23 protein-coding genes and 1 tRNA gene are annotated in these 24,574 nt (G+C 66.2%); 18 read left to right on the top strand and 6 right to left on the bottom strand.

The window, feature by feature from the left end:
- Positions 1-16 precede the first annotated feature (16 nt).
- The 5 genes from dnaG (at position 17) to AB4Y99_RS09240 (ending at position 6,023) form a co-directional block, all read left to right on the top strand.
- Positions 17-1,918 (top strand): DNA primase, encoded by a 1,902-nt coding sequence (gene dnaG, locus AB4Y99_RS09260; RefSeq protein ID WP_441523111.1) that lies wholly within the window; start codon positions 17-19, stop codon positions 1,916-1,918.
- 203 nt (positions 1,919-2,121) lie between these two features.
- A complete protein-coding gene (gene rpoD, locus AB4Y99_RS09255; protein ID WP_441523109.1) occupies positions 2,122-4,137 on the top strand; it encodes an RNA polymerase sigma factor RpoD in 2,016 nt (671 codons plus the stop codon).
- Positions 4,138-4,322: 185 nt separating this feature from the next.
- Complete coding sequence (locus AB4Y99_RS09250; RefSeq protein WP_441523108.1) at positions 4,323-4,883, top strand: hypothetical protein; 561 nt, start codon at positions 4,323-4,325, stop codon at positions 4,881-4,883.
- Between the two features lie 97 nt (positions 4,884-4,980).
- Positions 4,981-5,592, top strand: a complete 612-nt coding sequence (locus tag AB4Y99_RS09245; protein ID WP_441523107.1) for a LysE family translocator — start codon at positions 4,981-4,983, stop codon at positions 5,590-5,592.
- Positions 5,593-5,597: 5 nt separating this feature from the next.
- Positions 5,598-6,023 carry a secondary thiamine-phosphate synthase enzyme YjbQ gene (locus AB4Y99_RS09240; RefSeq protein WP_191123898.1) on the top strand — a complete coding sequence of 142 codons (426 nt, stop codon included), beginning with the start codon at positions 5,598-5,600 and terminating at the stop codon, positions 6,021-6,023.
- A 32-nt stretch (positions 6,024-6,055) separates the two neighbouring features.
- Here the strand turns inward: AB4Y99_RS09240 and AB4Y99_RS09235 are convergent, their stop codons facing one another.
- Positions 6,056-6,388 carry a hypothetical protein gene (locus tag AB4Y99_RS09235; protein ID WP_113252542.1) on the bottom strand — a complete coding sequence of 111 codons (333 nt, stop codon included), beginning with the start codon at positions 6,386-6,388 and terminating at the stop codon, positions 6,056-6,058.
- A gap of 307 nt (positions 6,389-6,695) precedes the next feature.
- Here AB4Y99_RS09235 and AB4Y99_RS09230 point away from each other — a divergent pair, with 307 nt between their 5' ends.
- Both AB4Y99_RS09230 and AB4Y99_RS09225 read left to right on the top strand, forming a co-directional pair.
- Positions 6,696-6,983 (top strand): HlyU family transcriptional regulator, encoded by a 288-nt coding sequence (locus AB4Y99_RS09230; protein ID WP_038359023.1) that lies wholly within the window; start codon positions 6,696-6,698, stop codon positions 6,981-6,983.
- 82 nt (positions 6,984-7,065) lie between these two features.
- The gene (locus AB4Y99_RS09225) at positions 7,066-7,626 is read left to right on the top strand and encodes a type 1 glutamine amidotransferase domain-containing protein (RefSeq protein ID WP_441523106.1); all 561 of its coding nucleotides are present in this window, start codon (positions 7,066-7,068) and stop codon (positions 7,624-7,626) included.
- Between the two features lie 6 nt (positions 7,627-7,632).
- Here AB4Y99_RS09225 and AB4Y99_RS09220 read toward each other — a convergent pair whose 3' ends face one another.
- On the bottom strand, positions 7,633-8,646 hold the full coding sequence (locus AB4Y99_RS09220; RefSeq protein ID WP_441523105.1) for a 2-dehydropantoate 2-reductase: 1,014 nt from the start codon (positions 8,644-8,646) through the stop codon (positions 7,633-7,635).
- Between the two features lie 185 nt (positions 8,647-8,831).
- Here AB4Y99_RS09220 and AB4Y99_RS09215 point away from each other — a divergent pair, with 185 nt between their 5' ends.
- The gene (locus AB4Y99_RS09215) at positions 8,832-10,085 is read left to right on the top strand and encodes an MFS transporter (RefSeq protein WP_112762680.1); all 1,254 of its coding nucleotides are present in this window, start codon (positions 8,832-8,834) and stop codon (positions 10,083-10,085) included.
- Here the strand turns inward: AB4Y99_RS09215 and AB4Y99_RS09210 are convergent.
- A complete protein-coding gene (locus AB4Y99_RS09210) occupies positions 10,067-10,480 on the bottom strand; it encodes a VOC family protein (RefSeq protein ID WP_038359019.1) in 414 nt (137 codons plus the stop codon). The two genes, AB4Y99_RS09215 and AB4Y99_RS09210, sit on opposite strands and share 19 nt — an antisense overlap.
- A 139-nt stretch (positions 10,481-10,619) precedes the next feature.
- Between AB4Y99_RS09210 and AB4Y99_RS09205 the strand changes: the two genes are divergently transcribed.
- The 10 genes from AB4Y99_RS09205 (at position 10,620) to AB4Y99_RS09160 (ending at position 21,600) form a co-directional block, all read left to right on the top strand.
- Positions 10,620-11,024 (top strand): acyl-CoA thioesterase, encoded by a 405-nt coding sequence (locus AB4Y99_RS09205; RefSeq protein WP_038359016.1) that lies wholly within the window; start codon positions 10,620-10,622, stop codon positions 11,022-11,024.
- Positions 11,025-11,309: 285 nt separating this feature from the next.
- Positions 11,310-13,718 (top strand): methyl-accepting chemotaxis protein, encoded by a 2,409-nt coding sequence (locus AB4Y99_RS09200; RefSeq protein ID WP_441523104.1) that lies wholly within the window; start codon positions 11,310-11,312, stop codon positions 13,716-13,718.
- Positions 13,719-13,899: 181 nt separating this feature from the next.
- A tRNA-Ile gene (locus AB4Y99_RS09195) sits at positions 13,900-13,975 on the top strand.
- Between the two features lie 388 nt (positions 13,976-14,363).
- Positions 14,364-15,458 (top strand): ABC transporter ATP-binding protein, encoded by a 1,095-nt coding sequence (locus AB4Y99_RS09190; RefSeq protein WP_441523110.1) that lies wholly within the window; start codon positions 14,364-14,366, stop codon positions 15,456-15,458.
- A 19-nt stretch (positions 15,459-15,477) separates the two neighbouring features.
- Positions 15,478-16,506: an extracellular solute-binding protein gene (locus AB4Y99_RS09185; protein WP_441523103.1), complete on the top strand. Its 1,029-nt coding sequence runs from the start codon at positions 15,478-15,480 to the stop codon at positions 16,504-16,506.
- A 27-nt stretch (positions 16,507-16,533) separates the two neighbouring features.
- Positions 16,534-17,382, top strand: a complete 849-nt coding sequence (locus tag AB4Y99_RS09180) for an ABC transporter permease (protein WP_441523102.1) — start codon at positions 16,534-16,536, stop codon at positions 17,380-17,382.
- A 10-nt stretch (positions 17,383-17,392) separates the two neighbouring features.
- Positions 17,393-18,211 carry an ABC transporter permease gene (locus AB4Y99_RS09175; RefSeq protein WP_441523101.1) on the top strand — a complete coding sequence of 273 codons (819 nt, stop codon included), beginning with the start codon at positions 17,393-17,395 and terminating at the stop codon, positions 18,209-18,211.
- Positions 18,212-18,225: 14 nt separating this feature from the next.
- Positions 18,226-19,140: a polysaccharide deacetylase family protein gene (locus AB4Y99_RS09170; RefSeq protein ID WP_441523100.1), complete on the top strand. Its 915-nt coding sequence runs from the start codon at positions 18,226-18,228 to the stop codon at positions 19,138-19,140.
- Positions 19,141-19,157: 17 nt separating this feature from the next.
- A complete protein-coding gene (locus tag AB4Y99_RS09165) occupies positions 19,158-20,009 on the top strand; it encodes an NHL repeat-containing protein (RefSeq protein WP_441523099.1) in 852 nt (283 codons plus the stop codon).
- A gap of 49 nt (positions 20,010-20,058) precedes the next feature.
- The gene (locus AB4Y99_RS09160) at positions 20,059-21,600 is read left to right on the top strand and encodes an amidohydrolase family protein (RefSeq protein WP_441523098.1); all 1,542 of its coding nucleotides are present in this window, start codon (positions 20,059-20,061) and stop codon (positions 21,598-21,600) included.
- 16 nt (positions 21,601-21,616) lie between these two features.
- Here the strand turns inward: AB4Y99_RS09160 and AB4Y99_RS09155 are convergent, their stop codons facing one another.
- The 3 genes from AB4Y99_RS09155 to AB4Y99_RS09145 are packed head-to-tail and all read right to left on the bottom strand — an operon-like array spanning position 21,617 to position 24,407.
- A complete protein-coding gene (locus AB4Y99_RS09155; protein WP_441523097.1) occupies positions 21,617-22,423 on the bottom strand; it encodes an ABC transporter permease in 807 nt (268 codons plus the stop codon).
- Positions 22,420-23,325: an ABC transporter permease gene (locus tag AB4Y99_RS09150; RefSeq protein WP_441523096.1), complete on the bottom strand. Its 906-nt coding sequence runs from the start codon at positions 23,323-23,325 to the stop codon at positions 22,420-22,422. Before AB4Y99_RS09150 ends, AB4Y99_RS09155 begins: the two co-directional genes overlap by 4 nt.
- Positions 23,322-24,407, bottom strand: coding sequence for an ABC transporter ATP-binding protein (locus tag AB4Y99_RS09145; RefSeq protein ID WP_441523095.1), 1,086 nt, complete (start codon positions 24,405-24,407; stop codon positions 23,322-23,324). The genes AB4Y99_RS09150 and AB4Y99_RS09145 overlap by 4 nt, the downstream gene beginning before the upstream one ends.
- Positions 24,408-24,574: the final 167 nt, after the last annotated feature.

Here is a 24,574-nt window from a genome sequence, read left to right as displayed (position 1 = left end):
GGCCACATCAGACAACATGAAGTTCCCGCCCTCCGTCCTTGAGGAGATCAAGGCGCGGCTGCCTGTCTCGGCGGTCGTGGGCAAACGCGTGCGCCTGCAGAAGGCAGGGCGCGAGTGGAAGGGGCTCTCGCCCTTCAACGCGGAGAAGACGCCCTCCTTCTTCGTCAACGACCAGAAGGCCTCGTTCTTCGATTTCTCCTCCGGCAAGAACGGCGACATCTTCAAGTTCGTGATGGAGACCGAGGGGCTTTCCTTCCCCGAGGCGGTCGAGAAGCTCGCCGCCGAGGCCGGCGTCGTCCTGCCGAAGATCACGGCGGAAGCGCAGGTCCAGGAGGAGAAGCGCAAGGGGCTGCACGAGGTCGTGGAGCTGGCGGCGCAGTTCTTCGAGGCCGAATTGATGGGCGAACGCGGCGGCGCGGCGCGGCGCTATCTCGCCTCGCGCGGGCTCGACGGCGAGGCGCGCACGCGCTTCCGCCTCGGCTACGGTCCGGCCGATCGCTTCGCGCTGCGGGACCATCTCGCGGGCAAGGGCGTCCCGGCCGAACTGATGATGGAGGCGGGGTTGCTGGTGCATGGTGAGGAGATCGCCGTGCCCTATGACCGCTTCCGCGACCGGGTGATGTTCCCGATCCACGATTCGCGCGGGCGGGTCATCGCCTTCGGCGGGCGGGCGATGAGCGCGGAGGTCGCGGCGAAATACCTGAACTCGCCGGAGACGCCGCTCTTCCACAAGGGCTCGCTGCTGTTCAACCATCACAACGCCCGCAAGGCATCGCACGACACCGGGCAGGTGATCGTGGTCGAGGGCTATGTCGACGTCATCGCCATGTCGCTCTCAGGGTTTCCGCAGACGGTGGCGCCGCTCGGCACGGCGCTGACCGAGGACCAGCTCGGCCTGCTCTGGCGTATGGCCGACGAGCCGGTGATCTGCCTCGACGGCGACAAGGCCGGCCGCAAGGCCGCGAGCCGGGCGATCGATATCGCGCTGCCGCTGCTCGAACCCGGCAAGTCGCTGTCCTTCGCGCTGCTGCCGGACGGGCAGGACCCGGACGATCTCGCCCGCTCGGGTGGACGGCAGGCCATCGCCGAGGTGGTCGCGGCGGCGCGGCCGCTGGTCGACATGCTCTGGCAGCGGGAGGTCGAGGCCGGGCCGCTCGATACCCCGGAGCGCCGCGCCGCCTTCGAGCGCCGGCTGAAGGAGCCGCTCGGGCAGATTCGCGACGAGACGACGCGCAAGCATTATCGCCGCGAGATGGATGAGCGGCTGACCCAGCTCTTCGCCAGTTCGGCGCCGGCGCGACCGGAACGCGGCGGACGCGATGGCCATTTCCAGCGCGGACGTGGCGGGGCGGGGCCAGGCCGCGGCGGTTTTCGGCAGGTGCCGCCCTGGCTGGCCGGACCGCTGAAGGCGTCGAGCGCGCTGACGCAGTCGCGGCTCGTGACGAAGCTGCGTGGGGAGGATTCGCGCGAGGCCTTCATTCTGCTGGCGCTTGCGAGTCACCCCGGGCTCATCCTGCGCTGCGTCGACGAGATCGCGGAGCTTTCGCTCGACGGGCCGGCGGCCGAGCGCTTTCGGCAGGCGCTGCTCGATGCGGTGCAGGAGGACGGCCTCGACCGGGAGACGCTCGCGAATCGCTTCGCCCAGCCGCGGGTCAAGGAGGCTCACAGCCAGCTCATGGCGGTGACCGGGCCGGCCGAACGGCGAAAACTGGTGCAAGACGCTGATCCTGAATCGGTTTTCGACTCGATTCATCAAGCCATCGTCTTGCATCAGCGCGCACGAACGCTAAATAGCGAGTTGAGAGCAGCCGAGCGCGCATTGGCTGACGAAGCGACCGAAGCCAATTTTGCCTGGATCAAGGACGTGAAGGCCCGCCTCGATACGATCGAAGGCACCGAGGCCATGTCCGGAGATTGATCAACCCAGCGAATGGCGGACGCATTGTCGATGCGCGTGCAAGCTGGCGGGTGGTTCACGATTCGTCAACGACGTTTGGTGCCATCTGCCGTCAAGTGATTTGGGTGGGTGAGCGCGCCGGGCCTGCGGTCGCGCCGCCCTTTTATGCGTCGGTATGGAGCTCGTGGTTCCAGGGCCGGCGCGAGAGTGCGGAGCGCTGATTGATGGCGACGAAAGCGAGCGAACGGGAAAAGACCGATCAGGTCGTGCCGGACGCCCCCCCGACTACCGACGGACCGTTGCTCGATCTGACCGATCAGGCCGTMCGSCGGATGATCAAGCTCGCGAAGAAGCGCGGCTATGTCACCTATGACGAACTGAACGAGGTTCTGCCTTCCGAGGAATTCTCCTCCGAGCAGATCGAGGACGTGCTCGGCCAGCTCAGCGAGCAGGGCATCAACGTCGTCGACAACGAGGATCCGGAAGCCGCCGGCGAGGAGCGCGCCAACCGCAAGGAGAACGCGGCCGCCGACGAGGACGAGGTCGAGGGCGGCGATCTGGTCGAGGCCTCGCGCCAGACCCTGCCGACCGAGACCAAGCGCAATCTCGAGCCGAGCGAGCGCACCGAYGATCCGGTGCGGATGTACCTGCGCGAGATGGGCTCGGTGGAGCTTTTGTCGCGCGAGGGCGAGATCGCCATCGCCAAGCGCATCGAGGCGGGTCGCGAGGCGATGATCGCYGGGCTCTGCGAGAGCCCGCTCACCTTCCAGGCCATCATCATCTGGCGCGACGAGCTCGTCGACGGCAAGGTTCTGCTGCGCGACATCATCGACCTCGAGGCGACCTATGCCGGCCCCGACGGGAAGAATCCCGACGCGATCGCGGGCGAGGAAGGCGCCGAGGAAGCCGAGCCGGCCGAGACTCCGGAGGGCGAGACCCCGCCGGAGATGGACGACGACGACCTCGAGAACAACGTCTCGCTCTCGGCCATGGAGGCGGAGCTCAAGCCGCGCGTGCTCGAGACCTTCAACGCCATCGCCGACGACTACAAGAAGCTGCGCCGCCTGCAGGACCAGGACATCGCCAACCGGCTGGAGAACACCAAGCTCTCGCCCTCGCAGGACCGCAAATACAAGAAGCTCAAGGACGACATCATCACCGCGGTGAAGTCGCTCTCGCTGAACAACAACCGCATCGAGGCGCTGGTCGAGCAGCTCTACGACATCAACAAGCGCCTGATCGGCCATGAGACGCGCCTGCTGCGCCTCGCCGAGAGCTATGGCGTCGGCCGCGAGGACTTCCTCAAGCAGCATGTCGGCGGCGAGCTCGATCCGAAATGGGTCCTGCGCGTCTCCAAGCTCGGCTCGCGCGGCTGGAAGGAATTCGTCGCGGCGGAGCTGGAGCGGATCAAGCAGCTGCGCGAGGAGGTGCACACGCTCGCCTCCGAGACCGGCCTGGAGATCCAGGAATTCCGCAAGATCGTGCTGATGGTCCAGAAGGGCGAGCGCGAGGCCCGTCAGGCCAAGAAGGARATGRTCGAGGCCAATCTGCGCCTCGTGATCTCGATCGCCAAGAAGTACACGAACCGCGGCCTGCAGTTCCTCGACCTGATCCAGGAAGGCAATATCGGCCTGATGAAGGCGGTCGACAAGTTCGAGTACCGCCGGGGCTACAAGTTCTCGACCTACGCGACCTGGTGGATCCGGCAGGCGATCACCCGCTCGATCGCCGACCAGGCCCGCACGATCCGCATCCCCGTCCATATGATCGAGACGATCAACAAGATCGTGCGGACCTCGCGCCAGATGCTGCACGAGATCGGCCGCGAGCCGACCCCGGAGGAGCTGGCCGAGAAGCTGGCCATGCCGCTGGAGAAGGTACGCAAGGTCCTGAAGATCGCCAAGGAGCCGATCTCCCTTGAGACGCCGATCGGCGACGAGGAGGATTCGCATCTCGGCGACTTTATCGAGGACAAGAACGCGATCCTGCCGATCGACGCGGCGATCCAGTCGAACCTGCGCGAGACGACGACCCGCGTGCTGGCCTCGCTCACCCCGCGCGAGGAGCGCGTGCTGCGCATGCGCTTCGGCATCGGCATGAACACCGACCACACGCTCGAAGAGGTCGGCCAGCAGTTCAGCGTTACCCGCGAGCGCATCCGCCAGATCGAGGCGAAGGCGCTGCGCAAGCTGAAGCACCCGAGCCGCTCGCGGAAGCTCAGGAGCTTCCTCGATAACTGAGACGATGAAGAGGGCGCCGCTGGCGCCCTTTTTCTTGCCGGTTGCCGTGTCTTGGCGCCGATACGCCGCGATTTCTCCCACGAATGAAGGATGTTCCCGGCCCTGGCGCCGGCCAGCGTGAAGGTCGGCCGCCCGCCGACCGGTGGCCCGTTGAAATCTTATTCTTCGTTTATTTCGGAGATTTCATGCTGCCATTCGCCTATGACGCCCTTGCCGAGCGCTTTGCCACGATCCGCCCCTGGGCCAAGAACGCGATCGGCGATGCCACCAATCGCTGCGCCATTTGCATGGGCTATACGCTGCGCCTGACGCCGTCGCAGGACGATGCGACGATCCAGACCATTATGAATGCGGATCTCAAGACATCCTTCCAGCGCGCTCCGCCGCTGGCAGGTGGGCCGCAGCCGGGCGTGCTGCCCGGCTCGGGGCGCCCGCTCGGCGGGCTCAGCCAGCTGTTCTTCATCCGCGCTTCGGAACTGCTGCCGCGCGTCCAGCGGGCCTTCGGCCCGGCCGATATCGAGGGTGTCTGCAGGGACGTCACCCCCAAGGTGCTCGGCCGGAAGGGCGTGCTCTATCTGGAGAACTGCTACCAGACGAGCGGCGACAAGAGGCGTTCCTTCCTGTTCTTCCAATGGACGAATGGCGACCATTGGGACCTGTTCGACGGCACCACGATCGTCGCCCAGGAGGACAGGCTGGCTGGCAACAGGCATGGCGGCCAGCTCTATTTCTGGCAGGCGCGCTAGTGGGTCGTATCGAGCCGTATTTCCGCGCGAGAGAGCTTGATCTCAGCGGCGCAAGGAGGCTTGCTGGACCGGCACGCCGTTCGGGAGGCTTTCCTTCATGTCGATCGAATTTCTGCTCACCTCGCTGATCATCGTCGCATCGCCCGGTACCGGCGCGCTCTACACCATCGCCGCCGGCCTCACGCGCGGCGCGCGGGCGGGCGTGATTGCGGCGCTCGCCTGCACGCTCGGCATCGTGCCGCATCTGGTCGCCGCGCTGATGGGGATCGCGGCGGTGCTGCATGCGAGCGCGCTCGCCTTCGCGGTCGTGAAATATGCCGGCGTCGCCTATCTGCTCTACATGGCCTGGCAGACGCTGAAGGAACATGGCGCGCTGACCGTCGAGGCGAAGCCGGATGCGCGCTCGGCCTGGCGCGTGCTGCGTGACGGCGTTGCCATCAACCTGCTCAATCCGAAGCTCTCGATCTTCTTCGTCGCCTTCCTGCCGCAGTTCATCGCGGCCGGGGAGGCGCATCCGCTGGCGCGCATGCTGGAGCTTTCGGGCGTGTTCATGGCGATGACCTTTGTGGTCTTCGCGCTCTATGGTCTCTTCGCGGCGGCGATGCGGGACAAGGTCGTCAGCCGTCCGGCCGTGATGGCCTGGCTCAGGCGCAGCTTCGCGGCGGCCTTCGTCGCGCTCGGCGCCAAGCTCGCGCTGACCGAGCGTTGAGCGCGATGTCCCGCCAGCGGATCCTCACCATCGCGACGCAAGGGGCGGGGCTCTACGAGTTCACCCGGCAGGCGGCGGATTTTGTCAGCGCCCATGGCGAGCCGGAGGGGCTGCTGACGCTGTTCGTGCGTCACACCTCCTGCTCGCTGCTGATCCAGGAAAACGCCGATCCGGATGTCAGGCGCGACCTCGATGCGTTTTTCGGAAGGCTGGTGCCGTCGGCGGATGATCCGGCGATGGGCTATCTCGTTCACCGCGCCGAGGGGCCGGACGACATGCCGGCGCATATCAAGGCGGCGCTGACTGCGGTTTCGCTCTCGATTCCCGTGATGGGCGGGCGCCTCGCGCTCGGCACCTGGCAGGGCATCTATCTGTTCGAGCACCGGGCGAGCCCGCACCGACGCGAGATCGTTTTGCACCTGTCCGCCTGAGGCTCGCGTATCGGACACTCCGATCGAGCCATCTATTGCGCCGCGAAGCTTTCCGGTGTCGGCAGCGGCTCCCAGGAGTCGCCGCCACCGATGAGACAGCTCACGCCGCCCGGCGTCGTGACGAGCAGCGTCCAGGTGCCGGCCGGTCCGACATAAAGCTCGAACAGGAGGCCGCTATCCGCCAGCCCGCTGCCGACGATGCGCTCGCGGAAGGTCTCCTGGAGCTTCTCGGCGATGTGGGTGCGTTCGGCGCAGGGCGGCCCGCGCGGAGCAGGCTGCTGAGCAAGGGCGGGCAAGGCCTGAAGCGTGCCGGCCAGTCCCGCAACGACCAGGAATTTGCGGAGTGTCGATTTGGTGAGTGTCATGGCCATTCTCCCTGTCCGGAAGCGGCCGCTGGGCGGGATCATGTCGGGAAGCCTTGCGACTGCCCTGGACATATTTGATGTGGGAAGCTGCGAGACGCGGTTCAAGCCGGAGGGCGGGCAGGGGGGCCGGTTCGGGACGGGCGCAAACGAGGTTCTCCCCGGCACGTCTCCTGCCTTGGGCGCTTTCGCGTTCGTCCGAATTGTTGAGCTGCCCCGGCTCGCTGCCCCGTCGCATTTTCCTCATGCGGGCCGGTACCCACTTCGCTCGAAAATGCTCTATATCAGGCCCAACGCGTGCGGAGGTTCCATGTCTTTCTTCAAAACATTGTTCGGTGGCGGCAAGCAGGCCGAGGAGAAGCCGGCCGGACCGGTCAAGAGCATCGAGCATAACGGCTTCACCATCCACGCCACGCCCTATCAGGAAGGCGGGCAGTACCAGCTCTGCGGCATCATCGAGAAGGCGATCGATGGCGAGACGAAGACTCACCGCTTCGTTCGCGCCGACCGCTTTCCGGGGCAGGCGGAAGCCGCCGATTTCACCCTGATCAAGGGGCAGCAGATCGTCGACATGGAAGGCGAGCGCATCTTCCGCTGAGCGGTTTTGCCGCGGCAGGCTCCGGGAACGATGCCGGCCCCGAGCGGTTTCCTGATCTCACCCCGAGATGAAGGAGAACGCCATGAGCAATCTGGCCGGAAAGACGATTTTGATTCTCGCGACGCATGGCTTCGAGCAATCCGAGCTCGACGTGCCTCATGCGGAGCTGAAGAAGGCCGGGGCGACGGTGCATGTCGTCGCGCCCRAGGCCGGCGAGATCAAGGGCTGGAAGCACACAGACTGGGGTACGCCGGTCAAGGTCGACAAGACGCTCGATCAGGTCAGCGCCAAGGACTATGACGCCATCGTGCTGCCGGGCGGGCAGATGAACCCGGATACGCTGCGCGGCAACGACAAGGCCCTCGCGCTGATCAAGGAATTCTTCGCGCAGGGCAAGATCGTCGCGGCCGTCTGCCACGGCCCCTGGCTGCTGATCGACACCGGCATCGCCAAGGGGCGCAAGCTCACATCGTGGCCCACCCTGAAGCAGGATCTGCTCAATGCCGGCGCCTTGTGGGAGGACCGCGAGGTCGTCACCGACAAGGGCGTGGTCACCTCGCGCAAGCCCGACGATCTCCCGGCCTTCGTCGCCAAGATCGTCGAGGAGGTCAGGGAAGGGCGCCATGAGCGCAGGGCAGCCTGACACGGCTCAACCTGCGGCGGCCTCGAGTTCCGCCAGAAGCGCATCCGCGGTCCAACGAGGCCGCGGATGCGTTTTTTCGGCCGCGCGGATGAGCGCGCAAAGCCGGGCGTTGACGGGCGCAGAGGTGCCGAGGCGCCCGGCAAGCCTGACGATCTCGCCATTGATCCAATCGATCTCGGTCGCCCGGCCGGCGGCGAGATCGTCCGACATCGAGGAACGGGCTTGCGGGTCGATGGCGAGCATCCGCTTCGCCAGACGGGCAAAGATCGCGTCCGGCAATCCAAGCAGCATCGGAAGCCAGCTCGCGGGCAGCGGGGTCAGCTTCGCCGGTACGATCCCCGCTTGCCGCAGCAGGCCTAGCGCTTCGCGCTGCGCCAAGGCGAGGCAGCGGCGGTAATCGCGTTGCGACAGCTCCTCCCGCAGCGGCTTGTCCGCGAGCGCGTTGACGGCGTTGTTGAGGTTGAGGAGCAGCTTCGCCCATTGGACGGGCGCCATCTCGGCGTGGCGGAGGAGCGGCAGGCCTGCCTGCGCGAAGGCCGAGAGATCGGGTTGCCCCGGCGGGCTTGCCTGCAAGGCGAGGTCGCCTTGCGAAGCCTGGTGGAACTGGCCCGGCGCGGGGTTGACGACGTTGAACGGCACCATGCCGTCGAGCACCGTCTGCTTCAGCGCGGCGCGCAGGATATCGCCGTTGCCGATGCCGTTCTGGAAGCTGACGACGGTGGCGGTGGCACCGAGAACCGGAGCCAGTTCGGCCGCTGCGGCGGCCGTACCGCCCGATTTGACGGTGAGCAGGACGAGATCGGCCCCGGCGGCACCCTCCGGCTCGRTCGCGAAGGCGATGCTGCCCGGCGGAACGGTCCAGCGGCGACCGTCATAATGCGTGACGGTGAGGCCGTGCTCGCGCAGCGCAGCTCCGGCCGCCGGCCTGCCGACGAAGCGGGTATCGGCGCCGGCGGCGAGAAGGCGCCCGCCGAGATAGCAGCCGATGGAGCCGGCGCCGTAGATGCAGATCCTCGTCATGGTCGGGCGCTCCGGAACCTTGCGCATTGTTCGCGGCCATGGGCTGTGGTCAAGCCGCGGGCCGAGGCAGCGGGTACGACACCTCCACCCGGCGCGCGGCGGGGCTGTGCCGCTTGCGCTTGTTCGGCCGGCGCTTGCTGCTAATCCTGCCACAAGGCCGCATCAGAACCGGCTATCGAGGACGCATGACCCAAGGTTCCCTTCGAGACGCCGGGCGCTACGAGCCCGATTCGCCCTATGCCTGGCTGCGCCTGGTGCTCGCGCTGGTGGTCGGCACCGTCGCCTGCGTCGGCTCCTGGTCGGTCGTCGTCGTGCTGCCGGCGATGCAGGGCGAGTTCGATACGCTGCGTTCCGGCGCCACGCTGCCCTATACCTGCGCCATGCTCGGCTTCGGTGCCGGCAATGTCGTGATGGGCCGGATCGCCGATCGCTACGGCATCATGGTTCCCATCGTGGTGGGGGGGCTGCTGCTCGCGGCCGGATACACCGCGGCCGGGTTCTCGCATTCGCTCTGGCAGTTCGCGGCGGCACATGGGCTCCTGATCGGAATCGGCAGCGCGGCCGGCTTCTCGCCGCTGATCTCCGACCTGTCGCATTGGTTCCGCCGGCATCGCGGGCTCGCGGTGGTCTGCGGCGCCTCGGGCAGCTATCTCGCTGGCGTGGTCTGGCCCCAGGTCATCAACTGGGGGCTCGCGCATCATGGCTGGCGCGTCACCCATTTCGGCATCGCGGTGACGGCGCTCGTCATCATGCTGTCCTTGGCGCCGTTCTTCCGCCGCCAGCCGACGGCCGCCACGCTCGCCAGCGCCGACGTCCATAGCGCCGGCGTGCGCGGCGATCTCGGCCTCAGCGCCAATCAGCTCCAGGCCCTGCTCTGCGTCGCCGGCTTCGCCTGTTGCGTGGCGATGGCGATGCCGCAGGTCCATATCGTCGCCTATTGCGGCGATCTCGGCTACGGTGTGGCGCGCGGCGCCGAGATGCTCTCGCTGATGATGCTGCTCGGCATCGTCAGCCGGGTCGGCTCCGGCTTCGTGGCCGATCGCATCGGCGGCACGGCGACGCTTCTGATCGGCTCGTTGATGCAGGGCGTGGCGCTCTTCCTCTATCTCTGGTTCGACGGGCTCTCGTCGCTCTACATCGTCAGCGCCCTGTTCGGCCTGTTCCAGGGCGGCATCGTGCCGATGTACGCGGTCATCATCCGCGAATACCTGCCGGCGCGGCAGGCCGGGATGCGCATCGGGCTCGTCATGTCCTTCACGGTGCTCGGCATGGCGGCCGGCGGCTATCTCTCCGGCGTCATCTTCGACTATTTCAGCTCCTACCGAATGGCCTTCCTCAACGGGCTGGCCTGGAACCTGGTCAATCTCGCGATCGCCTGCTGGCTGATCCTGCGGACACGCCAGCAATCGGAGCAGCGCGTTCAGGTCGCGGGGCGATAGGTGCCGAAGCACCAGAGATGGCCCTCCGGATCCCTGCAGATGAAGTCGCGGCTGCCATAGGGCTGGTCTGTTGGCTCCATGCAGATCTCGGCGCCGGCTTTGCGGGCGCGCTCGCAGCGGGCGTCGATGTCGTCGGTGGCGATATAGGGAGAGGCGGTCGTGCCGCCGAGCTCGGCCGGGCGCGAGACGAGCTTGCCGAATTCGTTCCCCTCGGACGAGCCGAGCATGACGAAGCAGTCGCCCATGCGCAATTCGCCATGGAGCAGCGTCCTGCCATCCTCCGAATAATAGGCGGCATGCTTCTCGAAGCCGAAGGCCTCGATCAGCCAATCAACCATGCGCGGTCCGTCGAGATAACGCAGCGAGATGCAGATCAGCGGCTTCTGGCCGGGCATGGTCGTTCTCCTCCGTGACGCCTCGCGATCATCCTCGCCCGCAAAGACGCGAGGGGCAAAGGCTTGTCCTGCTTGCCGGGCTCGCTCCCGCCCGCCATCATCGCCGACAGATTCCCGATCACGAAGGCGACGAGCGACCATGACCCGAGCGGCCGATGCACCGGAAGAGCAGCCCCGCGGCGAATTGACCGTGCGCACCATCGCGATGCCGAGCGACACCAACTCGAATGGCGACATTTTCGGCGGCTGGGTGATGTCGCGCATGGACCAGGCCGGCGGCATCGCCGGCGTCGATCGGGCGCAGGGACGCGTGGTGACGGTCGCGGTCGATGCCATGACCTTCATCCATCCGGTGAAGGTCGGCGACGTGCTGAGCGTCTATACGGAAATCGAGTCGATCGGCCGGACCTCGATGAAGATCCACGTCGAGGCCTGGGCCAAGCGCTTCCGGACCACGCTGCACGAAAAGGTCACCGACGCGACCTTCACCTTCGTGGCGATCGATGAGGAGGGCCGCCCCCGGCCGGTGCCCCGCACGGATTGAAAATCCTAACGGCTGATGAACCTGATCTCGGACGCGGTGATTCAAAAGAATCCACTTTAAACGTTCCTTAAAAGGCACTTCGCCATAGTGCGCCCCGACAAGACCGGAACACCGGTCCGGGGTAGATGCATGTCCGTCCGATCTCGCAAGGCCTACCTRCCAACCGGCCAACCGGCCGGCCGGGCAGCGGATTCTGTGCCGCATGGGAGACGCGACATGGACCGGGCCAGGCTTCCGCTTCTGAAATCCTTTTCCAGCGTTGCGTGAGATCCGGAGAACGACTTCATGACGAAAGCCAAGCCTGCGCGCGAGCGCAAGCCGATGCGGATCGGCATTGCCGCCCGGATCTATGCCGCGTTGGGGACGCTGACGGCGCTGACCCTCGTATCCTCCTCCGTCGCGTGGCTCTCCTATAACCGCGTCGAGGCGACGGTCGACGACCTCGTCGGGCAGAAGATGCCGGTCGTGGAGCTGGCGCTCGAACTGTCGCAGGCCGCCACGCAGTCGACGGCGCTCGCTGCCCGCTTCAGCGAGGTCGAGTCCATCCAGGATCGCTCGGCGCTGACCGCCGATCTCGACAAGGTCGAGGGGCGGCAGATGGACCTGCTGCGGCGCATCGCGCAGCAGGGCAAGGTCGATCAGGGGAAGGCCCAGCAGGCGATCGACACGCTCTCGCGCCAGATCAACGACATCAACGACCTGACCGGCGACAGGCTGCGCAACGCGGCCGAGCAGGCCAAGACGCTCGAGAAGCTGTCGAAGGCCCGTGAAGGATTCACCGCGCTCGCCGATTTCGAGACGGGCGACGCCCAGTTCAACGTCAAGATGAACATCGCCAGCGCGACCCAGCTCACCGGCAAGGAGGTCGAGGAGGCGCTGGCCAACATCATCGACAAGGATCTCGCCACGCTGCAGACGGCCCAGGCGCTCCAGCTCCAGATCAGCGAGATGGTCGGCCTGCTGCGCGAAATCTCGCAGGTCGACAACCGCGCGGCGCTCGACACCGGCAAGTCCCGATTCAACGCCACCCTGAATCAGGTCCGCGGCTTCCTCGCCCAGGCGGAGAAGCTGCAGGCGAATCCGGCGCGCGCCGATGCCGTCAACGCGGTGATCGCTCTCGGCGAGGGCAATGAAAGCGTGATCGCGATCCGCGAGCGCGAGCTGAAGACGCGCGCGGCGATCCAGGCCGGGCTCAAGGAGACGCAGCAGGCTGCCGACGCGGTCCGCCGCGAGGTCAACGAGCTCGTCACGACGGCCCGCAACGGGGCAGAAGCCGCCGGCACCTCAACCGGGACGTTGATCGACCAGAGCCGGCTCTGGCTCGGCGGCATCGGCGGCGGCTCGCTGCTGATCGCGCTGGCGCTGGCCTTCCTCTATGTCCGCCCGATGATCGTCGGCCGCCTCAACCGGCTCTGGGGAGCAACGAAGGCGATCGCCGACGGCGCGCTCGAGACGACCGTCGATACCAAGGGCAACGACGAGATCTCGGACATTTCGAAGAGCGTGCTGCTCTTCCGCGACAATGCGGTCGCGCTGCGTGCCGCCGAGATTGCCAAGGTCGAGGACCAGAAGCAGGCGCAGGAACAGCGCCGCCAGATGATGCAGGAATTGGGCGAGGCCTTCGGCGTCGTCGTCGCCGCCGCCGCCGCCGGCGATTTCAGCCAGCGTGTCGCCGCGCAGTTCGCCGATGCGGAACTCAACGCCCTGGCGGACTCGGTCAACACCCTGCTCGAAACCGTGCAGACCGGCCTGTCCGAGACCTGCGAGGTGCTCGCCGAGCTCTCGGCCGGCCATCTCTCGGCCCGTATCGAGGGGCTCTATCAGGGCGCCTTCGCCGAGCTCAAGGACGGTACCAACGCGCTCGCCGACGAGTTCGAGGGCACGCTGGCGCGGCTTTCCGAGACCGTCTCGGCGGTGCGCAGCGCGACCAGCGAGATCCTCGACGGCGTCACCGACCTCGCCGAGCGTACCAGCGAGGAGAGCAATGCCGTCTCGATGGCGACGAACCAGCTCGGTGCCTTCGCCGGCACGGTGAAGAAGACCGCGAGCGAGGCGGCGCAGGCGACCGGCATGGCCCAGGGCGCCGAGGAGCGCGCGCAGCAGGGCGAGAAGGTCGTCGCCTCGGCGCTGGAAGCGATGCAGCGCATCCGCCAGTCTTCAAGCAAGATCTCCGAGGTCATCGCGATGATCGACGAGATCGCCTTCCAGACCAATCTGCTGGCGCTGAACGCRGCGGTGGAAGCGGCGCGGGCCGGCGATGCCGGCAAGGGCTTCGCCGTGGTCGCGACCGAGGTTCGCAGCCTCGCCAAGCGCTCGGCCGATGCGTCCAACGACGTCAAGAAGCTGGTCGAGGCGGCTCATGGCGACGTCCGGGTCGGCGTCGGCCTGGTCGAGGAGACCTCGGCGATGTTCGGCGCGATCATGGRCTCGGTGAACGAGCTGACGAAGCTGATGAACGGCATCGCCCAGACGGCGAAGAGCCAGGCCACCGACGTTTCGACGATCAACACCGAGATCGACGGCATCGGCACCATGGCGCATCAGAACGCGGCGCTGGTCGAGGAGACGAATGCGGCGCTGGCGCTGACCGACGAGCAGACGCGGGCCCTGACCGAGCACATCGCCCGCTTCCAGTTCCGGGAGGGGCATGCGGGCGGCCATGGCGGCAAGGCCTCCCTGCACGAGGCCGCCTGAGCGCGAACGTCGGGACACCGGACGATCTGAAAGGCCCCGCGGACCGATCCGCGGGGCTTTTTCGTGTTTTGCGCCGGAGACGCCGGGCGGCCTAGCCCGTCCCGCTATGACGTCCGACGCAGCATCGGCTTTTCGGAAAAAGCGGATTCCACTTTTCGGCCCGATGCTGTAGGCGAGAGGCGGGCCGGTAGCTCAATGGTTAGAGCTCGCTGCTCATAACAGCGCCGGTGCCGGTTCGAGTCCGGCCCGGCCCACCACCATTTCCGATCAGAACTGCGAACCGGGCCGCGCCCGGCGGCGTGGCTTCGTAAGTTGCTCTCGAAGTTATCGTTCTGCCCATCGGCACGAGGATGTCGTCGCCGACCACAATGCCGGGGAAGCGGCCTGCGGCGGAACCCGTCGAACGGCGCCTATCGGCTGACCACCCACTCTCGAGGGAACCGGAGCCAATGCCTTTCTCACGGTGTGGCGCCCCTTGTCGGCACGCACTTTGCATCCCTGGCAGGTGAGTGAAAGAGAGGAGAGGCGGGGTTCGTTGAGAATGCAAGAGGCCAAGGTGGCAGACCGGTGTTCTGCGCGTCAATTGACCTTGGAGGCCCTGTTCGCCTGTCTGTTCTGCCGATTTTCGGTTGAGGCTGTTCGATGATCGCCGTTGCCGCTGTCGGACAGCGACTGACGCTGGATGGTATCACGCACAGCTATGGAGGCGGCCCAGCAGTCGACAATGTCACGCTTGAGGTCAAACCCGGCGAACTGATCGCTCTCCTCGGCCCTTCGGGTTGCGGCAAGACGACCCTGCTTCGGATCGTCGCCGGCTTCATCGAGCAGGGCAACGGCAAGGTCATCATCGGCGACAGCCGGATCGACAGCTTGCCGCCGAGCCGCCGCGAGATCGGCATCGTCTTCCAGAACTATGCGCTGTTCCCGCATATGACGGTGGCGCAGAATATCGCCTATGGTCTCGCGGCACGCGGGGAAAGCCGACAGGTGCAGGCCGAGCGCGTCGCGGAGATGTTGGCGATCGTCCAGCTCGAGCCGATGGCGGAGCGCAAGCCGCGCCAGCTCTCAGGTGGCCAGCAGCAGCGCGTGGCTTTGGCGCGCGCCCTCGCCATCCGGCCGCGCATGCTGCTGCTGGACGAGCCTTTCGCGGCACTGGACAAAAATCTCCGCCTCGACATGCAGATCGAGATCAAGCGCTTGCAGCGGCAGTTCGCGCTGACGGCGATCATGGTGACGCATGACCAGGACGAGGCCATGGCGATCGCCGACCGAATCGCCGTGATGAACCAGGGGCGCATCGAGCAGGTCGGCACGCCGACGCAGATCTATGACGAGCCCGCCAGCCTTTTCGTCAACGGATTCATCGGCTCGAGCAACCTGATCGACGGCATTGTCGAGGCGGTCGGCGAGGGGATTTATCGGGTAAAGCTCGCAACCGGAGCGATCTGGAGCGTGGCCTCGCCTCTTAGGATGGCGGCAGGAACGCCCGTCATCGTCTCCGTTCGCCCCGAGCAGATGAAGCTGAGCGATGTGCCGGCGGAGGACGCTTTCGCCGTTACGCCGAAGTTCAGCCTGCCGATCGGCGGCGAGCTGATCCACGACGTCTCCGCACCAGGCCGGCTGTCGCTGAAGATCGCGGCTTCGCGCCGTCCCGGCGAGGCCAGCCGCCTGCCGGATGCCGCCTTCTGCGGTCTCGCGCCGCATGCGCGGCCGGCCCTGTTTCCGATGACCCGAGCCTAGAACCCGAGGAAAGCAAGAGATGACCATGATCAATCGTCGCGATCTGCTGGCCGGCCTCGGCACCGTCGCAGCCCTGACGGGCCTTGGCCTTCCCGCGCGCGCCGCCGGCAGCCTCACGGCTGCGATCTATCCCGGTACCTGGGAGGAAGCCTATCGCAACGTCGTCGCACCGGTGCTGAAGAAGACTTACGGCGTCGATGTCGCCTTCGACTCGCTCTTTGCGGTCGATCAGGTCGCCAAGGTTCGTGCTGCCCGCGGCGTGCCGCCTTTCGATTGCTTCGTGCTCGACCCGGGCCCTGCCGCCGCGGCGATGCAGGCTGGGCTGTTCGAGCCGATCGACGCCACGAAGCTCCCCAATGCCGCCAAGCTTCCCAAGGGGCTCGTCAGCTCGCATGCGGTGACCTGCAACGCGCAGGTCGTCGGCATCGCCTACAATCCCAAGAAATTCGCAACGCCGCCAAGGAGCTGGGCCGACCTGTTCAAGTCTCCTTATGTCGAACGGCTCGGACTGACCGGGTTCCAGACGACCTTCGGCACGGTTTCGCTGATCGAGATCGCCAAGGCGTTCGGCGGCGGCATCGACGATATAGAGCCGGCGTTCAAGGCTCTGAAGGACGCCGTGCCCAAGGTCGCGGCCATCGCGGCGCCCGCCGCCCTGCCAGGCCTGTTCCAGCAAGGGCAGGTCGATGTGATGTATGGCAACACCAACACGGTTTCGATCCTGAAGGGCAGGGGCGTCGATATCGCCTATATCGCGCCGGAATCGGGTTCGATCACCTTCCAGACAACGCTGCACATCGTGAAGGGCGCCGAGAACGTCGACGCCGCCTACAAATACATCGATACCGCGATCTCGGCCCCGATCCAGGACGCCCTGCAGAAGGCGCCCTACAACATGGTGCCGATCAACGTGGATACGCCCCTCGATCCTGCGCTCGACATCAAGTCGTTGGACGAGCTCTCCAAGATGGTCACGCACGACTGGACCAAGATCAATCCGCAGCGCGCCGCCTGGATCGAGCGCTTCAACAAGGAGATTACGAAGTAGGCGGCAGACGTGGGCGCGGCGATCGCCTTGTCCAGAAACGGTGCGTCCGGGCCACGAGTCGAGTGGCGCCTCGCGGCACCGCTCGGGCTCACCTACATCGCCTTCTTTGGCGCGCCCTTCGCGATCCTGCTCGGCATCAGCTTCTATGCCGATGCCGAGCAGACGCGGTTGGGACTCGACAGCTGGCTGAAGTTCTACAGCGACCCGTTCTATCTCAAGGTCATCGGCGATACGCTGAAGCTTGGCGTCTTCGCCGTCGCCGCGACGACGGTCCTCGCCTATCCGCTCGCGCTCGTGTTTCGAGCCTGCGGAGCGCGCATGCAACGCCTTTTGACCTTCATCATCCTGATGCCCCTGCTGACCTCCGTCGTGATCCGCACCTTTGCATGGATCGTGATCCTGGCGCGTGAAGGTGTCGCCAACCAGATGCTGATGGGCCTGGGGCTGACGGCGGCCCCGCTCAACCTGCTGCAGACGGAGCTCGGCCTCGTCATCGCGCTGACGCAGATCGAGATGCCGCTGATGCTGCTGCCGTTGCTGACGATCATGAACCGGATGGACCAGAACCTGGTCGATGCCTCCCGCGCGCTGGGCGCCTCGCAGTGGCGCACCTTCTTCAAGGTGGTGCTGCCGCTAACCCTTCCCGGCTGGGTGGCCGGAGCGACGCTCGTCTTCGCCTCGGCGACGACGGCCTTCATCTCCCAGACCGTTATCGGCGGTGCGCGGCTGGTCTACCTGCCGGCGCTGATCTACCAGCAGGCGACCGTGCTCTATAACTGGCCCTTCGCGGCGGTGGCGTCTCTGACGCTGCTCTTCACCGTTCTCGCCGGCATCATGGCGCTGGGCCTGCTCGGCCGCTTCGCCCGAACGGATTGAGGGGGAACCCGTGCAGCGCGCGACCGTCGCGGACATCTCCTATCGCTGGGTCGTCGGCCTGCTGGCCTGCCTCGCCATCCTGATCCTGGTCGGGCCGGTGCTGATCGTGATCGCGACCTCGTTCACCACCACCCAGACCCTGCGCTTCCCGCCGCCGGGGCTCTCTCTGCGCTGGTACCAGGAATTGTTCGACCCCGTCCGCTCGGCGCAGATCCACATCGCGGCGTGGAACAGCGTCTGGGTCGCCTCCGCGGCCACTATCGCGGGGATGGTGATGTCCGTTATGGCGRCGATCTCGGTCGCGCGCGTGAGCCGCCCTTCGGCGCGGCTGCTGGAGGCGAGCTTCCTCTCGCCGCTCGTCCTGCCGGCCCTGTCCTACGGGCTCGCGGCGCTGATGTTCTTTTCCGTGCTGGGCATCCGGCCGTCGCTGAACCTGTTGATCGCGGGGCACCTCGTCGTGGTCGCGCCCTTCATCTTTCGCACGACGCTGGCGAGCCTGACCCAGCTCGATGCGACGCTGCTTGAAGCCTCGCAGAGCCTTGGCGCGAGCAGGCTCTATGCCTTCCGCCGCATCACGCTGCCGCTGATCGCGCCCGGCATCGCGGCCGGCTGTTTCCTCGCCTTCGTGTCGTCGATGGATAACGTCCCGGTTTCGCTCTTTCTGTCCACGGCGCGCACCGGAATGCTGCCGATCCGCCTGTGGGGCATGATGGAGTCGACGCTCGACGTGCGCATCGCCGCGGTCGCGGGCGTCCTCATTATCGCCACCCTGTTCCTCATGCTCGTCATGGATCGGCTGACCGGTTTGACGAAGCGCATGAGCGCCTGAGCCGGAGCCCGCCGATGTCCCAAACCTATGATCGCGACCTGATCGGCTACGGGGCCAACCCRCCAGATCCGAAATGGCCGCACGGGGCGCGGATCGCGATCAACTTCGTCATGAACTATGAGGAGGGCTCGGAACCTTCTGTCCAGGACGGCGAGGACTATACCGAACTGGGCCTCACCGAGGCGAACGGGCTGCCGACCGGCGTGAAGGGACGCGACCTCGCCGGAGAGGGCATGTTCGCCTATGGCAGCCGCGTCGGCTTCTGGCGCCTGATGCGGCTTTTCCAGGAGCGTGGCCTGCCGATGACGGTGTTCGGCTGCGCGCTCGCCATCGAGCGCAATCCTCAAGCCGCCGCGGCGATCAAAGCCTCCGGCTTCGATGTCTGCAGCCATGGCTGGCGTTGGATCAAGCATTATGACCTGACCGAAGGGGAGGAGCGTGAGCATATCGCCAAGGCGATCGGTTCGCTGGAAGCGACGGTCGGCGAGCGGCCGCTCGGCTGGTACTGCCGCTACGGGCCCAGCGTGAACACGCGCAGGCTCGTCGTCGAGGAGGGCGGCTTCCTCTACGATTCCGATGCCTATGACGACGAGCTGCCCTACTGGAAGACCGTCGAGGGCAAGTCGCATCTCGTCGTGCCCTATTCGCTCGTCAACAATGACGGCAAGTTCGGCTCGGGCTTTTTTTCGACCTCGAACGACTATTTCGACTGGCACAAGGACGCGTTCGACATGCTCTATGCCGAAGGGGCGACCCAGCCCAAGATGATGTCGGTCGGGCTGCACATGCGCCTGATCGGCCATCCGGCACGCGCCGCCGGTCTGGCGCGCTTCCTCGACTACGTGCAGAGACATGAGGGCGTCTGGGTCACGCGCCGGCTGGACATCGCCCGGCACTGGCACGAGGTTCATCCCTATCGCGGCGACTGAGCGAACCGGGACCGGCAATGCCAACGCATGAACTCGTCGTCGCGCTCGGCGACACGCGCTACCGGGTGGAGCGACCCTTCGGCTCCTGGCCGCAGAACAGCGGTTTCGTCACCGACGTCACGGTCGATGGGCGCGGCCATGTCTTCGTCATGCTGCGGCATGACCCGTTGACGCAAGCGAGCGACCCGCGTGTGATCGAACTCGATCCAGATGGTCACTATCTCGATGGCTGGGGCGGGCACCTCATCGCCGATTCCCATATGCTCACCGCCGATGCGCAGGGCCGCCTGCTCTGCGTCGACCGCGACATGCATGAGGTCATCATCTGCTCGCCTTCGGGCGAGCGCCTGGGCGCGCTGGGCGCTCGCGGCGAGCCGCTGTCGCCGTTCAACCATCCGACCGACGTCCATGTCTCGGCTTGGGGTGACATCTACGTGGCGGATGGCTACGCGGCGAGCCGCGTTCACCGCTTTTCCGCATATGGCGTTCATATGCAGAGCTGGGGACGCCAGGGGCGTGGCGAGGGGCAGTTCGGCTGGCCACACGCGATCTGGACCCATAACGATGGGCGCGTCGTCGTGGTCGATCGGACCAACGACCGGGTCCAGGTCTTCGACCCCGATGGCAATCATCTGCAAAGCTGGACGCATTTCCATCAGCCCGTCGCGATCTGGGGAGATGCGGAGGGCAACAGCTATGTGACCGACCTGATCCCCAGTCTGCAGAAGATCGGCCCGGCGGGCGAGCGGCTCGGCCGCTGCCGGCCGATGCTCAACGGAGCGCACGGGCTCTTCGGCATGGGCAATGGCGATATCCTTTTGGCCGAAAGCAATCCCAGCCGGTTGACGCGCCTCATCCTGCTACCATGAGGAGCGGTCTCGCAATACCGCGCCAGCGTTCGGGAGAACGGAATCGCTTATGAGTACAGATCGGATCGTCTGGGGCGCGACCCTGCTTGAAGGCTTCGATGACGGTGGCGCGCCGATCCTGCATGCCGACGCCGGCATCCTGATCCGCGACGGCGTGGTGGCCGCGCTCGGAACCGTGGACGCGTTGCGCGCACGATCGCCCGATGCGCTCGTCGAGGGCGGCGTCGGCTTCGCGGTCACGCCGGGTTTCGTCAACGCACATCATCATGTCGGGCTGACGCCGCTGCAGCTCGGCTCGCCGGATCATCCRCTGGAGCTGTGGTTCGCATCCCGCCTGGCCCTGCGCGACGTCGATCTCGAACTGGATACGCTGTATTCCGCATTCGAGATGATCGAGAGCGGCGTCACGACCGTGCAGCATCTGCACAGCCGCGCGCCGGGGACGCCGGAAGCCGTGCTCGCGGCTTCGGAGAACGTGATCGGCGCCTACCGGCGGATCGGCATGCGGGCGTCCTATTCGATGGCGCTGCGGGACCAGAATCGCCTCGTTTACGAAGCCGACCAGGATTTCGTGGCGCGGGTTCCGGTCGAATTGCGGCCAGCGCTCAGTGCCTATTTCGAGCGCTTCACTCTCGCACTGGCGGATCAGGTCTCGATTTTCGACGAGCTGCTGCGGCGTCACGGGGATGGCGATCGCATCCGCGTGCAGATCGCTCCCGCCAATCTGCACTGGCTCTCGGACGAGGCGCTCGAGACCGCCGCAGGCCTAGCCGAGCGCACGGGCTTGCCGGTGCACATGCATGTCCTGGAAACGCCCTACCAGAAGGCCTATGCGCTGAAGCGCACCGGCGGCTCGGCGCTTGCTCATCTCGACCGCTTCGGCCTGCTCGGACCGCGCTTCACCATCGGCCACGGTGTCTGGATGAGCGAGCACGACATCGCGCTCGCCGCCGAGCGCGGCGTTTGCGTCTGCCATAACTGCTCGTCCAATTTCCGGCTGAAGAGCGGGATCGCGCCGGTGAGCCGCTTTCTCGCCGAGGCTATTCCGGTCGCCCTGGGCATGGACGAGGCGGGGATCAACGACGACCGCGACATGCTGCAGGAGATGCGGCTGGCTCTGCGCGCGCACCGGGGGGCCGGCATCGACACGGCCCATCCTTCTGCGGCGCAAGTGCTGCGCATGGCGACGGAGCACGGCGCCCGCACCACCCCCTTTGCCGGTGAGATCGGCAGGCTCTCACCGGGAATGGCCGCCGATTGCGTGCTGTTCGACTGGCGGTCGGTCACCTGGCCGTATCAGGACGACTCCCTCGGTTTCGTCGAGGTGCTGGTGCAGCGCGCCAAGGCTCGGTCCGTCCATGCCGTCATGGTCGCAGGCGAATGGATCTACCGCGACGGGCGGTTCCTGAGGATCGACCGAGAAGCGGTCCTGTCCGAGATCGCGGAACGACTGTCACGACCGAAGACCGCAGTCGAAATCGAGCGCATGCGGCTCGCGGGCGATGTCATGCCGCATGTCCGGCGGTTCTATGATGGTTATCTGGACGACATGGATAACGACCCGCGAGATGGCCTGAGCGGGCGCCGGTAAGGCGTCGCGGCGTTGGTCAGTCGTTGACGCGGTCGAGACCGATCGTCGCCGAGATCGCCAGCAGCGCCAGGATGGCGAGCAGGATCTGCACGCTGGAAACCGCGGCGACCAGAGGCGAATTGGTGTTCTGCACGATCGTCAGCAATTCGACGGGAAGCGGCCGGTCGCGATAGCCGTGGGTGAAGATCGTCACAGAGAGATTGTCGAAACCCTCGATGAAGGTGAAGACGGCACCGGCCAGGATCGCCGGCATCAGCAGCGGCAGGGTGATGGTGCGGAAGCTTTGCCAGCGCGTCGCGCCGAGATTGGACGCGGCCTGCTCCAGCAATGGGTCGAGCTTCTGCAGCCGCGCCATCACGGTACGCACCATGACCGCCATGACGTAGACCGCGATCGATATCGATTGCAGCCAGATCGAAGGGCCGATGCCGAACAGCGCGCCGGCGAACAGCACGGCGACGCCCAGCACGATCCCCGGCACCATATGCGGCAGCAGCACGAAGACCGAGAGCGCCGTCGCACCGCGAAAATCGCCACGCGCGCAAGCCATTGCCGTCGGCACGCCGAGCACGATGCAGAGCGCCGTGACGTAGAGCCCGACCTTGATGCTGGTCCACATCGCGCCCATCAGGACGGGCTGCGCGAACAACTTCGCATACCAGTCGAATGTAAAGCCGGCCGGTGGGAAGCTGATATAGCCGCGGGTGTCGAAGGACATGATCACGACGATCACAGCCGGCAGCAGCAGCAGCGCCAGCGAAAACAGCGCGACGCCGATGATTGTGGCGACGCCGATGCGATCGATCCAGTCCGAACCTTTCATCGCTGTGCGGCCCTCGTCCAGCGCGTGCCGAGATTGGTCAGCCAGGTAATGGCGGCCAGCACGGTGAGGCAGCTCAGCATCAGCAGCAGCGCGGTGACGGCGCCCTTGCTCCATTCGAGCGAGTAGACGACCTGCTCGTAGATCATCGTCGCGGCGTTGAGGTAATTGCCTCCGCCCAGGAGCTGCGGCACGACGAAGGTCGTGTAGCTCAGCGTGAAGACCAGGGCCGCGCCTGTGCCGATGCCGCCAATGCTGAGCGGGAAGATGACATGCCGCAACGTGCCAAGCCGGCTGGCGCCGAGATTGGCGGAAGCCTCGTCGAGCCGGCGGTCGTGGCGGCTCATCACCGCGATCAGCGGCAGGATCATGATCGGGAGATGGACCTGCACCATGCCGATGATGACCGCCCATTGCGTATTGATGATCCGCAGCGGGCCCTCGATCAGCCCGAGATCGAGGAGCACGCTGTTGACGACGCCCCGTCCGCCCAGGATCACGATCCAGGAATAGGTCCGCACGATGCCGCTGGTCAGGATGGGCGCGATTGTCAGCACCAGGATGATCCGCCGGATCCATGGCTTCCCGACCAGAAAGAGATAAGCGACCGGGAAGCCGAGCAGGACACACAAGGCCGTCGTCGACAGCGCCAGGGTCAAGGAGCGTTGGAAGGTGATCTGGTAAAGCGGATCCGAGAGCGCCGTCGCCAGATGGCGTAGCGAGAATGTCTGGGATGCGATGACGCCTCGCGACACGACGATGTCCGAGAAGCCGAGCGACAGCAGGATCGCGAACGGGATGACGGCGACGAAGGTCAGGACGATGACGGCCGGCACCGCAGGCCAGATCCCGCGCCCCGACAGCACTTCGTCCAGCAGGCGGAGATGGAGGCCCCTTCCGCTCATGGACGCGGGTAGGCCAGGCAGGCGGCAGGATCCCGCAGGCTGATCGAAACGCTGTCGCCGACTTTCACGCAGGCCGCTTGCACATCGCGCAGTGCCACGACCTTCAGMGGGGCCGCTCCGCCGGCCTCGACCTCGTACTCCATAAGCGCGCCAATATGGCGTCGCGAAGCGATCCGCCCGGTCCAGCGCGCTTCGCCCGCTGCCGCCAGGGCGAGGTTATGAGGCCGGATGAGCAGACTCACCGCGCCTTCGAGCTCAGTCGCGACCATCTGCCCGCTCGGCAGCGCGATGGAGCCGGACGCGGCTTGTGCTTCCCAGAAATTGGAGGCGCCGACGAAATCGGCAACATAGGCGGTCTGCGGCCGATCGAAGATGTCCGCGGGCGTGCCGAGCTGCTCGATCCGGCCCGCGCGCATGACGGCGATCCGATCGCTCATCGTCAGCGCCTCCTCCTGATCGTGCGTCACGAAGATCGCGGTGATGCCGAGGCGCTTGATCAGCTGGCGCAGCTCGAGCTGCATGCTGCCGCGCAGCTTGGCGTCGAGCGCGTTGAACGGCTCGTCCAGCAGGAGAACGCGAGGCTCGAGCACCAGCACGCGCGCAATCGCGACACGCTGCTGCTGGCCTCCGGAGAGCTGGCTCGGATAGCGCTCCTCGAAACCCGATAGCGAGACCGTGGCCAGGGCGGCCGCGACCATCCGCTCGATCGTCGCGGCCGGTTCGCCGCGCATCTTCAGCCCGTAGGCGACGTTGCCCGCGACGGTGAGGTGCGGGAACAGCGCATAGCTCTGGAAGACCACGCCGACGGGGCGTCGGTTCACCGGCACCGGCACGGTATCGCGGCCGTCGATTCGGATTTCCCCTGCATCGGGCGAAAGGAACCCTGCGATGCAGCGGAGCAAGGTGGTCTTGCCGCAGCCGGACGAGCCCAGCAGCGTCAGGATTTCACCCTCCTGCGCGGTCAACGAGCAGCCATCGAGAACACTGAGGTTGCCAAAGCGCTTGCGCGCACCGCGGATCTCCACGACCGAGGTCGGGCTGCGCTCCACAGCCGCGCCAGCTCCTGGTGCGGATGCGCTCAAGCGGCGAACATCCGGTCGAAGGCCTCGACGATCTTGCCACGGTTCGGCGCGACCTTGGGCCAGTCGACCGAGGTCATCGACGCAATTTCCTCCGGCGTCGAAGGCAGATAGGCGGCGGCACCGGCCGGTGGCACGACGCCCTTGATCACTGTCCCAAAGTAATAGGG

This window comes from Allobosea sp. TAB14 (assembly GCF_052113865.1).
GTDB lineage: Bacteria > Pseudomonadota > Alphaproteobacteria > Rhizobiales > Beijerinckiaceae > Allobosea > Allobosea spartocytisi.
This window is presented reverse-complemented; position numbering and strand designations above follow the sequence as displayed.

Coding starts and splice junctions, on each gene's coding strand:
- dnaG (WP_441523111.1), top strand. CDS start 17: ATGAAGTTCCCGCCCTCCGTCCTTGAGGAGATCAAGGCGCGGCTGCCT.
- AB4Y99_RS09250 (WP_441523108.1), top strand. CDS start 4,323: ATGCTGCCATTCGCCTATGACGCCCTTGCCGAGCGCTTTGCCACGATC.
- AB4Y99_RS09245 (WP_441523107.1), top strand. CDS start 4,981: ATGTCGATCGAATTTCTGCTCACCTCGCTGATCATCGTCGCATCGCCC.
- AB4Y99_RS09240 (WP_191123898.1), top strand. CDS start 5,598: ATGTCCCGCCAGCGGATCCTCACCATCGCGACGCAAGGGGCGGGGCTC.
- AB4Y99_RS09235 (WP_113252542.1), bottom strand. CDS start 6,388: ATGACACTCACCAAATCGACACTCCGCAAATTCCTGGTCGTTGCGGGA.
- AB4Y99_RS09230 (WP_038359023.1), top strand. CDS start 6,696: ATGTCTTTCTTCAAAACATTGTTCGGTGGCGGCAAGCAGGCCGAGGAG.
- AB4Y99_RS09215 (WP_112762680.1), top strand. CDS start 8,832: ATGACCCAAGGTTCCCTTCGAGACGCCGGGCGCTACGAGCCCGATTCG.
- AB4Y99_RS09210 (WP_038359019.1), bottom strand. CDS start 10,480: ATGCCCGGCCAGAAGCCGCTGATCTGCATCTCGCTGCGTTATCTCGAC.
- AB4Y99_RS09205 (WP_038359016.1), top strand. CDS start 10,620: ATGACCCGAGCGGCCGATGCACCGGAAGAGCAGCCCCGCGGCGAATTG.
- AB4Y99_RS09185 (WP_441523103.1), top strand. CDS start 15,478: ATGACCATGATCAATCGTCGCGATCTGCTGGCCGGCCTCGGCACCGTC.
- AB4Y99_RS09165 (WP_441523099.1), top strand. CDS start 19,158: ATGCCAACGCATGAACTCGTCGTCGCGCTCGGCGACACGCGCTACCGG.
- AB4Y99_RS09155 (WP_441523097.1), bottom strand. CDS start 22,423: ATGAAAGGTTCGGACTGGATCGATCGCATCGGCGTCGCCACAATCATC.
- AB4Y99_RS09150 (WP_441523096.1), bottom strand. CDS start 23,325: ATGAGCGGAAGGGGCCTCCATCTCCGCCTGCTGGACGAAGTGCTGTCG.